The organism is Companilactobacillus kimchiensis (genome assembly GCF_001438805.1).
GTDB lineage: Bacteria > Bacillota > Bacilli > Lactobacillales > Lactobacillaceae > Companilactobacillus > Companilactobacillus kimchiensis.
In genome coordinates, this window is record NZ_JQCF01000027.1 from 22515 (window position 1) to 37005 (window position 14491).

The 14491-nt window shown below is 35.1% G+C and carries 13 protein-coding genes and 1 tRNA gene; 3 read left to right on the forward strand and 11 right to left on the reverse strand.

What is annotated here, in order from left to right; all coding sequences use genetic code 11:
• Positions 1–75: 75 nt before the first annotated feature.
• The 5 genes from IV57_RS10675 to yycF form a co-directional block, all read right to left on the reverse strand.
• Positions 76–906, reverse strand: coding sequence for an MBL fold metallo-hydrolase (locus tag IV57_RS10675; RefSeq protein WP_236704359.1), 831 nt, complete (start codon positions 904–906; stop codon positions 76–78).
• Positions 875–1693: a two-component system regulatory protein YycI gene (locus IV57_RS10680; RefSeq protein ID WP_057881513.1), complete on the reverse strand. Its 819-nt coding sequence runs from the start codon at positions 1691–1693 to the stop codon at positions 875–877. Before IV57_RS10680 ends, IV57_RS10675 begins: the two co-directional genes overlap by 32 nt.
• The gene (locus IV57_RS10685; RefSeq protein ID WP_057881514.1) at positions 1694–3007 is read right to left on the reverse strand and encodes a YycH family regulatory protein; all 1314 of its coding nucleotides are present in this window, start codon (positions 3005–3007) and stop codon (positions 1694–1696) included.
• The gene (walK, locus tag IV57_RS10690; protein ID WP_057881515.1) at positions 2997–4889 is read right to left on the reverse strand and encodes a cell wall metabolism sensor histidine kinase WalK; all 1893 of its coding nucleotides are present in this window, start codon (positions 4887–4889) and stop codon (positions 2997–2999) included. The genes IV57_RS10685 and walK overlap by 11 nt, the downstream gene beginning before the upstream one ends.
• A 117-nt stretch (positions 4890–5006) precedes the next feature.
• Positions 5007–5708, reverse strand: coding sequence for a response regulator YycF (gene yycF, locus IV57_RS10695; protein ID WP_057881516.1), 702 nt, complete (start codon positions 5706–5708; stop codon positions 5007–5009).
• A gap of 176 nt (positions 5709–5884) precedes the next feature.
• On the opposite strand from yycF, the gene IV57_RS10700 reads away from it, so the two are divergent.
• Together IV57_RS10700 and IV57_RS10705 are read left to right on the forward strand one after the other, a co-directional pair.
• Positions 5885–5957: transfer RNA gene (locus tag IV57_RS10700), tRNA-Lys, on the forward strand.
• Positions 5958–6145: 188 nt separating this feature from the next.
• Positions 6146–7489, forward strand: coding sequence for a C40 family peptidase (locus IV57_RS10705; protein ID WP_057881517.1), 1344 nt, complete (start codon positions 6146–6148; stop codon positions 7487–7489).
• 137 nt (positions 7490–7626) lie between these two features.
• On the opposite strand, the gene IV57_RS10710 is transcribed toward IV57_RS10705, so the two are convergent.
• The 6 genes from IV57_RS10710 to IV57_RS10735 all read right to left on the reverse strand — a co-directional run bounded on the left by IV57_RS10710 (position 7627) and on the right by IV57_RS10735 (position 12557).
• The gene (locus tag IV57_RS10710; RefSeq protein WP_083488964.1) at positions 7627–8151 is read right to left on the reverse strand and encodes a 5-formyltetrahydrofolate cyclo-ligase; all 525 of its coding nucleotides are present in this window, start codon (positions 8149–8151) and stop codon (positions 7627–7629) included.
• A 155-nt stretch (positions 8152–8306) separates the two neighbouring features.
• Positions 8307–8513, reverse strand: a complete 207-nt coding sequence (locus IV57_RS10715) for a hypothetical protein (RefSeq protein WP_057881519.1) — start codon at positions 8511–8513, stop codon at positions 8307–8309.
• 186 nt (positions 8514–8699) lie between these two features.
• On the reverse strand, positions 8700–9134 hold the full coding sequence (locus IV57_RS10720) for a MarR family winged helix-turn-helix transcriptional regulator (protein WP_057881520.1): 435 nt from the start codon (positions 9132–9134) through the stop codon (positions 8700–8702).
• 3 nt (positions 9135–9137) lie between these two features.
• A complete protein-coding gene (locus IV57_RS10725; RefSeq protein WP_057881521.1) occupies positions 9138–10094 on the reverse strand; it encodes a quinone oxidoreductase family protein in 957 nt (318 codons plus the stop codon).
• 700 nt (positions 10095–10794) lie between these two features.
• Positions 10795–11628, reverse strand: a complete 834-nt coding sequence (locus IV57_RS10730; RefSeq protein ID WP_057881522.1) for an endonuclease/exonuclease/phosphatase family protein — start codon at positions 11626–11628, stop codon at positions 10795–10797.
• A 182-nt stretch (positions 11629–11810) separates the two neighbouring features.
• The gene (locus IV57_RS10735; RefSeq protein WP_057881523.1) at positions 11811–12557 is read right to left on the reverse strand and encodes an SLAP domain-containing protein; all 747 of its coding nucleotides are present in this window, start codon (positions 12555–12557) and stop codon (positions 11811–11813) included.
• A gap of 295 nt (positions 12558–12852) precedes the next feature.
• Here IV57_RS10735 and IV57_RS10740 point away from each other — a divergent pair.
• Positions 12853–14491 (forward strand): BspA family leucine-rich repeat surface protein (locus tag IV57_RS10740; RefSeq protein ID WP_162261222.1); only part of this gene is annotated, 1639 nt, incomplete at its 3' end.

The following is a 14491-nucleotide window of genomic DNA, read 5'->3' on the forward strand; positions in this document are numbered from 1 at the left end:
CCACATATAAGCTATCTTTAATATAACGTTAAACTGTGAAAAAATTATGAACGACTTATGATTTATTTATTAACACTACAAAGTAATCAATGGATCAGCAATTGCTGGATCAGTGTCATTAATCTGAAAATCCGATCCAACTGCAAAATCATGATCTTCCAACACTTGAGTCACTTCAGTTCGAGCAACTTTTTTGGTGTTGTTCTCATGACTTAGATGCCCTAAGAAAATCTGTTTAGTATTATTACCAATCACATCCATCAAAGTATTAGCACCATCTTCATTTGAAAGATGACCTCTTTCACTCAAGATTCGTTGTTTCAATGGCCAAGGATAAATCCCTTCACGTAGCATTTCCACATCATGATTACATTCCATCAAATAACCATCAGCATTCTCAATCGTCTTTTGAATTCGATCTGAAACATAACCTGTATCGGTCAAGATAACAAATTCTTTACCATTGTGATAAAACTTGTAGAATTGTGGATCGACTGCATCATGTGAAACCGCAAAGCTTTCAATATCCAAATCATCTAAGGACATAACTTTATTATGAGCAAAGACATTGATTTGATCATCAGAAACTTTCCCAATTTTAGGCAGCATAGCTTCCCAGGTCTTTTCATTCGCGTAAACGTTCAGACCATAACGGCGTGCCAGGATACCAACTGCTTTGATATGATCAGTATGTTCATGTGTCACAAAGAGCGAATCGACAGTATTGATATCTTTACCAATACTTTCCATTGCTTTCTTGATCTTGATTCCAGACAAACCCGCATCCACTAAAACATGATGTTTAGGTGTCTCGATGTAAGTAACATTCCCTGAACTACTGCTGGCTAAAATACTAACTTTTAAACTATCGTCTTTATTGTTGGGCATTGTAACTACTATCTCCATTTGTCGAACTCTTTATAATGTTTCCTGTGAAGGCGTTGACCTTCTTAGTGGTGCTAACTTTACTATCTTTATTCTTAATTGTTACGAACCAAACAGGAATATAAATTGTACTATCCTTCGCCTCCAAAAGTTTCGTATAAGCTAAATTAGCATACGATATTTTCGAGTTATTTGGTATTTCAGAATTGGCATAAAGATTAGTAATAACTTCTTTTTCACTCTTGATAACTTGTGATTCATGCAGAATAATCATCGATTTTACATAAGTCTGTGTATAAGCAACTACTTTATCATCAGTTACTGTAAAAATCAGCTGTGCCGTCTTATCATAGATCTCACCTAGCTTACCTGTAGCAACATAAACCATTTGTGAGCCGGTTGATAATTGTGGCGAATATTTATATTCCTTACCATATAAAACATTTGATTCCTTCTTGATAAATTTATCCATAACATCCTTTTTATCAGCGGGAGTAATATCAATTGTATTATTTAAACTACTTGAAATCTTATGATTAACATTATCATATTGAACTTCTTGATTTCGTAACTTATTGACGTTTTGTACTAATGAATCGCTAGGCTGTGATCCTAAATAATAAGCTGAGCCATTCTTCGTATCCAAACTGCCAAAACTAATATTACGTTTTCTCATTTCAGTGGTGGTAGAGGTATTGGTACTTGAGCTACTAACCAACTGCTGACTGTTGCGAAAGGACAAGAATAAAAAGATATCTAGTGAGAAAAATACTATTAAGAATATGACTTCGATTCTTCTAAAATCCATTTAGTCCTCCTCTGCAGATTCATTTGACCATTCATCATATGGTTTCCAATGATTTCCGATTTTAATGTAATAAGTTGGTTTCAAATCAACAACTTTTTCATTTTCGGTTTCACTTTCCCATTGATAGCCAACTTCAACTGCCTGAACGTCATTTGGTGAATAACCAGCCCGTTGTAATCCTTTAAAGATCTCATTAGTTGATTTTAACTTAGTAGGAGCCTGATTTGATGGTACGGGAACTTCCAACACCTTATTTAAAAAGTGCTCGCTACTACCCTTTCGACTGAACTTGATTCTAATTGATCCAAATTGACTCTTCTTAAAAATTGGGAAACCTTCAACATATTCTCTGAAAATCAAATCTTTATTTTTCCAATCAGCGTTATATAAACGTAAGTTGGAAACAGAATTTTGTAGATTGACAACTTTTTGATATCCACGTTGCATAAAGGCCAATTGGGTCTTAGGAACAGAGGTATCAGTATAATCTTCAAAGGTTAATTCTTCAGTGTTGTGATCAGATACCAAACGCTTAGATTCGCCATAATTGTAAGTATAAATATTGTTATCTTCTGACGTTACTAAACCACTCGTATTGGAATCAAATAGAGCTGTGGTATATTCACCATCTTTTTTACCACTAATAACATATGAATAAGACTTCATCTTGATAGGATCAACATAGAAGGTAAAAACACCATGTTTCATGATATTCAGACGAACTTTCAAATTAATATTAGCTTTCTTAACTAATTTCGCAATTGGAACAGCCGAAGCATTTCTAACTTTAGCTTTATAAACTGAATAGTTACTATCATCGGCCAGATAAATATTCTGGTCCTTTTTATTCTTCAAATTAATTAGAATACGGTTAAATTGAGAACCTTTATCATTTTTGAGACTGTTGTTATTCAATAAGGATCCTAAAGTATTCGTCGTTATAGCGGTTGGATAGACCATTTGAATCATATTTTTACTCTGAATGACCTTTTGATAATATGCACCATCTTTTTTAGATACTAACTTAGGTTCATCAATTTTCCAATCTTGCATGACTTTTTGAATACTTAAAGAAATATTCGTATTACTGTTATAAATCAAGTGTTGATCCGTTTCATCATGCCACATAACCTGTGTAGGACTAATAACTTGATTCATTGGTATTTCATTTTTATTAGATTCGGCAGAAGTAACATCGATATTCCTACCACGTTGGTAACGGGCCGTATTGGTCCAAATGAAGAAAGACAGGACAATACTGGTTATTACAGCCACAACTAATAGTAGTTGGACGATCAATCGACTAAACTTCATCCCATTCTCCTCCTGTTTCGTTCGGGTCAAATGGTAAGGAAATATAGAATGTTGATCCCTTACCTTCAGCACTATTTACCCAGATTCTACCTTTATGTTGTTCAATGATTTCCTTAGAGATAGATAATCCTAGTCCAGTTCCACCTTGTTTTCTAGAACGTGCTTTATCAACACGGTAAAAACGTTCAAAGACTTTTTTGATATCTTTTCTAGGGATACCTAGACCCTCATCGGAAATACTAATAATAATATGTTTGTTAGTTTCCAGCAAGCGACAAGTAATGACCCCACCATCGGGTGAATATTTAATGGCATTATTCATAATATTATCAATTACTTGAGTCATTTTATCGGTATCAATTTCAACCCATAGATCTTTACTGGTGAAAATTCGTTTGATCCGATAATTTTTGACAACTTTTGTGTCGTCCTCTTTGGCATCAGCTTTTTCTTTTTTCAGCATCATATCAAATCTATCTAAAATATAAGAGAAGAACTCGTTGAAATTAACCAATTCTTTGTCCAATTTCGAACGGCCTTGATCCATTCGTGACAAACTCAATAGATCTTTGATCATTCGAATCATTCGATCAGTCTCTTCAGCTGTAACGCCTAGGAATTGTGGAGCAAGTTTTTGATCTTTCCAAGCACCATTGTTTAAAGCATCAATATAACTACTGATACTAGTCAATGGTGTTCTCAATTCATGCGAAACATTGGAAACAAATTGTCGACGTTCACTATCAATTTTTTGTTGTTCCGTAACATCGTGCAAAACACATACTAAACCACTGATAAATCCACTGTTTCTTTGAATCAATGAAAAATCAGCATTTAGAATCAATGAATTATCATCGTTCTCATCAAAATCTTCAGTATCGTTTGTTTCAATCACCATTGGGTCAGGATTTTCCAACAAGTCATCAAACTTGATACGATCATCGACACCAAGAATCTCAACTAATGGCTGTCCAATTGCTTCGTCTTCATCTTTGTTCAAAAATTCTTGGGCCATTTCGTTGATGACAGTGATATTACCCAAACGATTGACCGCTATAACGCCATCCGACATTTGAGTCAAAACACTATCCAGCCTTCGTCGTTCAGACTCCGAGTTTTCGGTAGCCTCTTCAACTTTGACCGACAGATCATTAACTGCCATGGCTAACTGACCCAATTCATCTGGTGAATAAACCCGAACCTGACCAGAATAGTCTCCCTCAGCCATTCGGACCGCTTGTTGCTTCATTTCATCAATTGGTCGGGTAATTGCTCGAGCAATAAAGATTGCAATCACTGCTCCCAATAATCCAGCTACTAATGATGCAGTAAGGAAAATCAAAATAATACTGTTGATACCAGTATAAACGGATTCCATACTGGCACGAACATAGATAGCCCCTACAACGGTACTATTATCAAGCGACGTTACCGGTACGATTGATTCATAGGAACTTCCATTATCTTTTTCATAATAAATTTGTGTGATTTTCTTATCATTTTTAATACTCTGTTTAATGTTATCTTTCAAAGTTTGGGTTCCAACAATGTTACTACCTTCAGAATCCTTGGTACCAACAATAATTCCACTTCGATCGATTACTTGCACATCAGTAATATCAGAGCTGACTCGTGTATAATCTTGAATTGCATTATTTATATTATCCCTTGTGTGTTGATCATTATCCGTCAAGTTTTCTGAAATTTGATTGATCGTATACGCTGGCACTTGAACTGAAGTTTCAAAATTAGCAACATTTTGATCTTCCAATTGCCGCACAAAATATGCCCCAATAATTTCAATTGTGACGATAAGGATTAGAATAAAAGACAATCCGATTTTGAAGTTAATCGAATGTAAAAATACGAATCTATTTTTCAAAGTACTCCCACCTAATTAATACAGACTTAGTTATATTATACAGCTATACAGATAACAAAAAAACTGACTTGCTTTCAATTGCAAATCAGTTTTTTGATGTATTCTTATTTTATTTTTCTATTCAGAATCGGGATCTCTTAGATAATATCCAACACCACGACGAGTCATTAACCATTCTGGTTGACTGGGGTTGTTTTCAATTTTTTCACGTAAACGTCTGACAGTAACGTCAACAGTTCTAACATCACCGAAATAATCATAACCCCAAACAGTTTGGAGTAAATGTTCACGTTTCATCACTTGTCCAATATGTTGTGCCAAATAGTGCAACAATTCGAATTCACGATGAGTTAATTCAATTTCTTTACCATTCTTAGTTACGGTATAAGCATCAGGGAGAATGGTTAAATCACCAACCTTAATCTCACTAGTCTTAGCGTCCTCACTGCGAGCGTTAGTTTGGGTTCTTAAACGAGCCTTAACACGCGCAACAAGTTCACGATTAGAAAATGGCTTCGTGACATAATCATCTGCCCCAAGTTCTAGGCCAATAACCTTATCAATTTCGGTATCTTTAGCCGTCAACATAATAATTGGAGTATCTTTAGTTTTTCTGATAGTTCTTGCTACTTCAAGACCGTCAATAACTGGAAGCATTAGGTCAAGTAGAATCAAATCTGGATCATCCTCTTCTACCTTGTCCAAAGCCTCTTGTCCATCAAAAGCAGTTATGACTTCGTAGCCTTCATTTTCCAAATTATATTTAACAATATCGGAAATTGGTTTTTCATCATCTACTACTAGAATTTTTTTAGCCATATATATATCTCCTTGACGTAATTATTATACAAGTTATTACCTATTAAAACAAAACTGACATAATTCTAACTTAAATTTTTTGAATTTATTTAAAAAAAAGCTTGTCATAAATTTGTAGCTTATGGTATGATATATCTCGTTGGTTGAGGCGGTAACGTTGTTAACCAAAGAAATATGGGCGGCTAGCTCAGCTGGCAGAGCAACGGACTCTTAATCCGTGGGTCTGGGGTTCGATCCCCCAGCCGCCCATCAGTACCATATCGCTTAAGCAATTATCAATTTGATAATTGCTTTTTTTGTGTTTTGAATTAATTACAATTGGTAATCATATCACTTTCGTCATCTATTCGACAGGATTCCGTTTTGTCTTATTTTATTTACATTGCAGTCATTCAAAAAAATTAGTATATTTAATTATGATTAAGGGGATAAATAATATGAATAAAAAATTACTAACCACTTTTCTAATTAGTGCTGGTCTGGCCAGTGGTTTAGCTTTCAACGCAACTCAAGTCAATGCCGCTGCTATTAAAGGAATTGTTACAACCAACAAAATGGCCCGTTTATATGACGAAAATGGTAAAATGGCTGCTGATCGTGCTTTAGCTCCCAATACGCCATGGATTACTGATACTAATTCACAACTTCCTGATGTTGGTGAAGCCTATCGAGTTTCTACCCATGAATTTGTTAAAGCAGAAGATGTTAGTTTTCAACATGGTCACGCTGCCTCTGGAGTAATCAATACTGGAGCCAACGGTGCCTTAATTTATCATTATGAAAATGGTACTTATACTGCCTCTGATAGTAAATTAGACGCCAATAGCAAATGGCAATATTCTTACACTGACGAAAATGCTGGTAAGACCTGGTATCAAGTCGCTACTAATTCTTGGATCAATAGTGATGATGCCTCTACTGCAACTACTATCAGTAATACCGGAACTGCTGAAATCAGTTATGCTCCTGACGCTGGTACCGATATTTGGAATGGTTATGGTGCTAACAAAACTGTTACTGGTCAAAAATTAGCTAATGGTTCCAAATGGCGTTTTTCTCAAAAAGTAATTGATGCTAATGGTGATGCTTGGTATCAAATTGGTACTTCTCAATGGATTTCTGGTTACTTTACTAAGATTACCAATGGTAGTTTTGATGAAGCCGCTGCAAAAATTTGGGACCCCAACTATGCCGCACTCAAGGTAACTAAAAAGACTGCCATCTATTCTGACAGCAATTATAATTCAGCTGGAAACAAAACAATGGCTGAAGGTTCAATCGTTCAAGTTGATTCAACTGTTCAAACTGGCAACACTATCTGGTATGAAATGAGTGAAGGTGGTTGGTTACCTTCTTCCGCTACCTCAACTATTAATGCTCAACGCCCTACAGTTGCATTGAATGGTAAAACTAAAGCTCAAGCAATCGACGACGTAATTTCTACTGCCAAACAACAACTTGGTAAACCTTATGTTTGGAATGCTAAAGGTCCTGACAGTTACGATTGTTCTGGTTTGATGCAATATGTCTTCCGTCAAGCGACTGGCCAAAATATCGGTTCATGGACTGTCCCTCAAGAAACTGCTGGAACAAAAGTTTCTATGAATAATCTTCAACGTGGAGATTTGGTATTCTGGGGACCTGAAGGTGCCAGTTATCATGTTGCCTTGTATCTTGGTAACAATGAATATCTTAATGCCTTACGTCCTGGTACTAATGTAAAAATCGACAAAATTTCTTCAAGCTTTGAACCATCATTTGGAGTTCGCATTTTTCAATAGACTTTAAAGAGTGAAACAAAATAAAGTTAGCTTTCAAACAATAACAAAAACACCCCATCAATTTGTACTTTGAATTGACGGGGTGTTTCTTTGTTAAGCGGAAAAATTGTGTTGTGTTTTACATTTATACTGCAAATTTAAATATATAATAATCTATCAATTTTAATATCATGATCTTTAATTTCCCAATCAGCAGTCTCAAATTTCATAGCTGAAGGAACCAATGCTACGGTTTTACCCTCGTACTGCGCCAAAAACCGATCATAATAACCGCCACCGAAACCCACTCGATAATTGCTATCAATGGCAAACGCCAATCCCGGTACAATAACCAAGTCAGGACTCTGTTCAACTGATTTTTCATCATAAACTGGTTCAGGAATGCCATAATCACTGACAATTAAACTGTCACGGTCAATATATGGTAGAAAAGCCATTTGACGATGTGGCATTGTTTTAGGTAGATAAACTTTTTTCCCCTCAGTCAATGCTGTCTGAATAATAATATCGGTATCAACTTCAATTAAATTACTGACAGTTGTGGCAATAGTTGTAGCGTTTTGCCATTCAGGTGTTTGCTGTAACTGTTCGAGTAACTGTAAACTTTCTTTTTTAGTTTGAGCTTTATTCTTGTTGAGTTGTTTTATTTGTTGTTTACGCAAGTCTTTTTTATCTATGATCGATTCCTCCTCAAAGCATTCTAAAAACATACTTTTATTGTAGCAATCTTTTAACTAAATTGGATTAATCCAATCCCTAAAGTCATCAATAGAATACTAAAAAACGTTTGGTAATGAAATTTTTAATTGATGGTTTTTCAAACATCAATGATTTTATTACGATTTGATTCAAAAATAACAATCAACCATAAAGCTACTGCTGCAATGGTAAAAGAAATTGGCATAATTCCAATACCTTGACGATGTAAAATTTCATAAACATTACGATAACCTAGATTTTCCATCTCAATTTTTAATGACCGTTGGCGAGTATAATTTACCAGTTGCAACATAATAGTTAGCAATTCACAGCTACCTGTAGTGATAAAAATTATGATTGCATTGAAAAGGCATATTGCAGAGAAAAACCATCCTCTGGTTGCACCAAATCCTCATCCAATTCATTGATATTAAGTTTAACAATTTCTTCAATACTAAGAAATTAGTCAAAAACCCTCAAACATCAATTGTTTGAGGGTTTTTAAAATTAGTTATTTCATATTATTTAAAGTTTCAGCTAAATGGTTCAAACTGGTAACCAAAGTTTCTTTCTCAGAATCTGACCAATCGGCCAAAACTGTTTGAATATTAGCTAATCGCGTTTGATTAATAATTTTAGTGATTCTTTCGCCATCCACGGATAACTTAATTTCTCGAATTCGAGCATCATTTGAAGCATCTTGGGTCGTGACTAGTTGTTTCTTTTCCAATTTATCAATTTGTCGACTGACACTGGAGTGACTTTTACCTAAGACATTTGCAAGATCACTAACATTAGTTGGTTGCATTCGACCAATCGTTACAAATAGTTGAAATGAAGTTGCTTCTAGATCAACCCCAGCAGATTTAACAAAGGCTTGATCTCGATCAGTCCGATTAAAGAACGAAACGATACTAACTAACGATTTGATGAGTTCATTTTCCATTAATTAGTTCACCTTAATGACTGCACGTGGTGTCAACGGTGCTTTCCAGGCTTCAGCAATGTTTTTCAAATCATAGGTTGTCGTAGGAATAGTGATTTTATCAGCGGCGGCCCAATCAAAAACTCCTTTAATAGCTATCAACAAATTCTTCATTGAAACACTCTTAACACCACTACCCAAAATTTCTATTTTAGATGAACGTAAAACTGCTGAAGGAAGGCTGATTTCTGGTTGACCGCTGGCAGCACCAATACTTATAAATTTAGTTGTATGATCACCACCAGCTTCAGCGCCGGCTAGCATAATTGCTAAAGCACTGTCACCCCAAAGATAATCTAATACTACATCGATACCCTCTTGAAAATATGGAGCAAGTTTTGTTTCAAAATTCTGAGCGCCATTCTCTGCAGTCATATCAAAAGACACTGCGACGTCGGCTCCCAATTTGGCTAACTTCTCAGCATTTCGGCCAGCCACGATAACTTTCTTAGCCCCAAGATGATAAGCAATTTTAACTGCTAAACTACCTGCACTACCAGTTGCTCCATTGATTAACACTGTTTGTCCAGCTTGAAATTTAGCCCGACCGACTAAAGCTCCCCAGGATGACATTCCTGGATTGGCAATCGCTGCGGCCGTTACATCGTCTAATTCATCGGGAATTGGGACGATTAGATGTTTGTTGACTAAAGTTTGTTCCGCCAATGATCCAAATGGTGCAGTTGGCATGGCAAAGTAAACTCTAGTTCCATCGCCCAAAGTACCGACTCCATCAGTACCAGCGACAATTGGGAAAGTTTGAGTTGATGAATAATGTTTACCTAGCGCTCTCATTTTAGTTAAATTACTCAATGCGCTAGCTTTAACATTGACCTTAAGTTCTTCTTCTGTTTCCTTTGGTTCTTTAAAAGTTGAATAAGTAGGCATAACGCCTGCTTCTGTAACAATAGCTGCTTTCATATAATAGTACCTTCTTTTTTAAGATTTTTAATTTTAAAATTTTATGTGCTAATTGCACGTATTTAAGATACTATAATTATGTGCACAATGCAACTAATTATAAAAATTTTACTACCGTTTGGTTAAATCGGAAATTTTCCTATCCCGCCGTCGTCCGCACAAATTCTGATTGGGCTGGAACATAGCAGGCACAATTTTGAGCTAATGCAAGTTCGGCATCATCTCAAAACTTGGCCTTATTCTAAGACATCGCTACGCGCTGCCTAAGAATAATTTTGCTATTGAGCCCATCAGAATTTGTGCTACCGACTAGAGTTTCAATATTTGTTATTCAGTTAAAAATGACTTGATTACCACTAATTTATTTCAAATGATATTAAAAAGCCATACCAAAATTTAAATTGGTATGGCTTTTATTATCGATATATTTAAAAAACAGTTCATATTGGTAAAAATAAAAATGAATATCTAGTCTGTAGCGACAGCAATTCGGGGGCTCAGCAGTGAGATTTCTCTTACCTAGCGTATTTTGCTAGGTTAGTGAAAGACTCGCTTTTGAAACAATTTTGTACTTTAAATTGGTTCAAAACGATGTCCACTGCGTTCCAGCCCCCGATATTGCCGAGCGGAAGACGGCAACATAATAATAACTCAGTTAATTTATGGTTTAACCAAACATCAGTACATTCTGTATTACGACCTAATTTAAAGTTAAATCGGCAATTAATGGAATATGATCTGATTCTGTACTATAAACTGTTTGAACATTGCTTATCGTAATATTCTTTGATGTAATAATATTATCAATTGAATTAACTCGCATCGTTGGATCATCATCGACAATGTAAGTATCTCGCCAGACTCCCTCTTGACCATTAGCTAAATTAAATTTATCGGCGAATATTTTCCAATCAGTAGTATTACGATCAGCATTAAAATCACCCACAATAACCTTATATTCAGCATCATCTTGTTCCAAAATTTCAACTAATTGTTTGAATTGCATTACTCTTAATTTAGTCGATGCATAACTGATATGAGTATTATAGAAGGCAATTTCTTGACCATCCTTATTAATCAATATCCTGGTTACGATTCTAGGTTCCACTAGACTCATTCCATATTCAGACCGCAAATCTTCCATATCTTTAATTGTTGATTTATCTTCAAAACGATAGTTTTCACAGGCAGCAATAAATTTATCATTATTCTTGTCACTATCGTTGCTATACAAATGTTTAACCGATTCTGATCTATATGGCAAAGTTGAAATAGTTGCTATACCATATTGACCCCCAGCAAAATTAATTGTGTTCCCAAAATAACTATATTGGAAATGGTCACCGACAAAATTAGTCAAAGAATTATATTTTGTCTTCGATAAACGATAATTATCATAATTAACTTCTTGTAGTCCAGCTATCTCAACATTATTGTTTTCCAAGAGTCGGCGCTGTTCATTGGTATCGTTTATTCTGGATGATAATAAGTTATAAGTTCCCACACGTAGCGTTACGGGACTGGATGAATTCATAATTTTCCTCTTCTGTTGTTATTTACCACCAAAATATATAGTTTTTTTTTGAAACGTCAATCAATTATGAACGTTTTTGATTGATATATTAAATTTTATTATCTAAAAAATAAGTTTTTAATATTAAAAAAAGAGCCATTCTATGAAATTGATTTCATAGAATGGCTCTTTTTGAATTATTTCTAATAAACATCAACCGCTCTGACAAACTCATCGGTTGATACACGGTAATAGCCAATATGTCCAATATCACAGAATTCATCAGTATACCAACTTGTATTAGGTCCTAATGCACGTTCTGAAATATATTGACCATTATGATCGTACAATCCTGCTGGTCTACCTGGTCTTGTGGTAATATCCTTATTCTCTGGATAACTAATTGTATTTTGATAAACACGAACATCATTAGCACTGAGGTATTCATCAGTGGCTACTCGATAAAAAGTCCCTTTTGATAAATTATTTTGTAAATCGATCTTCCAATCGGAACCAACTGGTAAGGTTTTCCCAACCGGATCACCATTAATATCATAAACGGCAGCCCCATCAGCATTAGTTACTGATACACCATCATAATTGGTAGCTGAAGTTTGACCATACTTCGAAGTCCCATTGCTAGCACTAAGATTAACATCAGTAGCTTTTACATATTCATCCGTGGCTACTCCATAATATGAACCATCTCCCAAAGTGTTCTCTAAGGACGTTTTCCATTTGGAACCCATTGGCAAATATTGACCCAAGGGATCACCATATGAATCATACAATTGAGCCGCCGTATCTCTAATTTCTACAACTGACGATCCGATATTAGTAAAACCATAATAAGTATCAGCGGCATGTGACGTAATTGTTGGAACTGCTGAGGCTCCAGTACCTAATGCTAATAATGAAGCAAATACTAAACCTTTTGTTATTTTTTTCATAACTAATTTAGCTCCCTTTAAAGTGTTCCTATAAAGAGTAATGCAGGAGGTATTATCCTTCATCGAAATCATATTTGATAACAAGCTATCTCAATACCTATTATCAAATTTATCTTAACTCATTTTGTAAATTATTAAACATTAGCCATATTGTCATTTAGTATAGTAAAAACATTCTACTTTATAAATAATTAGTTTGAATTTCATTATAATGGTCTAATTATTGAATTAAGTATAAAATGATATTTAGATGGGCAGTTATGAATTAATAATTATATTTAAGGAGGAATATTTTATGCGTTTTGAACAATTAAAAAGGGAATCCAATGTAATATTACACAAAAAATTATATAAAAAAGGTAAAAATTGGATCGTTTCATCAACCTTAATTTTTGCCGGTGCAATGATCCTCATGAACTGCAATGCCACTACAGTTAATGCCGATACACTTACTGACTCAACTGAAACTGTAGTACCCAGTAATAATCAAACGGATCAGCCGACTACCTCGGTCACGCCAAACAATGTTATTGCTGATGAGCCTGTTAACAATGCCTTATCTAGTCAAAGTGCCACTGTAACTAAGTCCACCAACGATGATTTAACTACAGAAAACACCGCTAACAATACACCGGTTGAAACAGGTTCCGCCACTCAGACTAATACTGCTGATAAACAGACTAACAATTACAATTTTCAAAATTCATCAACTAATCTGGTTTCGAGCAAGAACACTTCTTTACCCGAGGTTCAGGCATCAACAAATACTAGTACTCAATCTACTCCAGAATACACAATAGCCAATACCGCTAGACTTAAAAATTTCAACTATTCTGTCTCTGGTACAACTTTATTTATTAAGGGTATTGGCGATGATACATTAATTGACACACTTGCATTTCGTACAAATAACGAAATATCTAATACCTTAACTGCAGATAATATTGACACGAATAGTATTACCAAAATTGACACTTCTCAAGGTACTCCACTAAACGTACATAATAGTAGTAATTTATTTGGAAATACATCAGAATCTAACTTCAATAAATATTCGGCATTTCCAAATGTAACAGATTTCGATTTATCTGGAATGAAACTTAATCCATACAACTTACCTACTTCAAGCAAACCACCTATACAAAACACATTATTAAATACATTTGGATATTCTCATCTAAAAACTTTAGATTTTACCTCAGCTAATTGGGATACATCTACATTCCTTAACTTCAATTCAATGTTTACAGGAACAAAAGATTTAGCTCAAATAAATGGTCTTGAATTTTTTGACACAGCAAATGCAATATACATGTCTAATATGTTTAACGGAAGTGGCTTAACCTCTCTAGATATTTCTAATTTTAATATGAGCAAAGTAACAAGCAAAGTAAATATGCTAGCAAATATGTCCAATTTAACCAGCATAAAACTGGGAAATGGTGACAATATAGCAGGAACCGGTCTTTCGGACATCGGGCCTGATTATGTCTGGGTCAATGTCAAGAATCCAAAAGACGCATTATCATCAGCTGACTTAATGACCAGATATAATGGAACTGGAAATCCTGATGTAGATACTTTCAGAAAAGAACCAGTTAATTATAAAGTAGCTGATGTAACCATCCAAACTAGTCTTGGGGACAAAACCGTCAAAAATATCTTTGGCAGTATTGGCTCTACTGTTTCTGTAGCCGTCCCCTCCGAAGATGGTTACACTGCTGATAAAAATACTGTCGATGCATTTATTTCTGACGATGGCATTGCCATTGTCGATCCCGGCGGAGCTGGCTTTGTTACCTACAACCCCAAAACAGTTGTTGGCGATGTAATCATCCATACTAGTCTTGGAGATAAAAGCGCCAAGACATCTGGTGAGGTTGGTTCGACCATTCCCGTTACTGTTCCAAATATAGATGGCTATACTCCCGATA

What these genes read in the sequence shown, in the direction of transcription:
- IV57_RS10675 (WP_236704359.1), bottom strand. Translation starts at nt 906, where the DNA reads ATGGAGATAGTAGTTACAATGCCCAACAATAAAGACGATAGTTTAAAA.
- IV57_RS10680 (WP_057881513.1), bottom strand. Translation starts at nt 1,693, where the DNA reads ATGGATTTTAGAAGAATCGAAGTCATATTCTTAATAGTATTTTTCTCA.
- IV57_RS10685 (WP_057881514.1), bottom strand. Translation starts at nt 3,007, where the DNA reads ATGAAGTTTAGTCGATTGATCGTCCAACTACTATTAGTTGTGGCTGTA.
- yycF (WP_057881516.1), bottom strand. Translation starts at nt 5,708, where the DNA reads ATGGCTAAAAAAATTCTAGTAGTAGATGATGAAAAACCAATTTCCGAT.
- IV57_RS10705 (WP_057881517.1), top strand. Translation starts at nt 6,146, where the DNA reads ATGAATAAAAAATTACTAACCACTTTTCTAATTAGTGCTGGTCTGGCC.
- IV57_RS10720 (WP_057881520.1), bottom strand. Translation starts at nt 9,134, where the DNA reads ATGGAAAATGAACTCATCAAATCGTTAGTTAGTATCGTTTCGTTCTTT.
- IV57_RS10725 (WP_057881521.1), bottom strand. Translation starts at nt 10,094, where the DNA reads ATGAAAGCAGCTATTGTTACAGAAGCAGGCGTTATGCCTACTTATTCA.
- IV57_RS10730 (WP_057881522.1), bottom strand. Translation starts at nt 11,628, where the DNA reads ATGAATTCATCCAGTCCCGTAACGCTACGTGTGGGAACTTATAACTTA.
- IV57_RS10735 (WP_057881523.1), bottom strand. Translation starts at nt 12,557, where the DNA reads ATGAAAAAAATAACAAAAGGTTTAGTATTTGCTTCATTATTAGCATTA.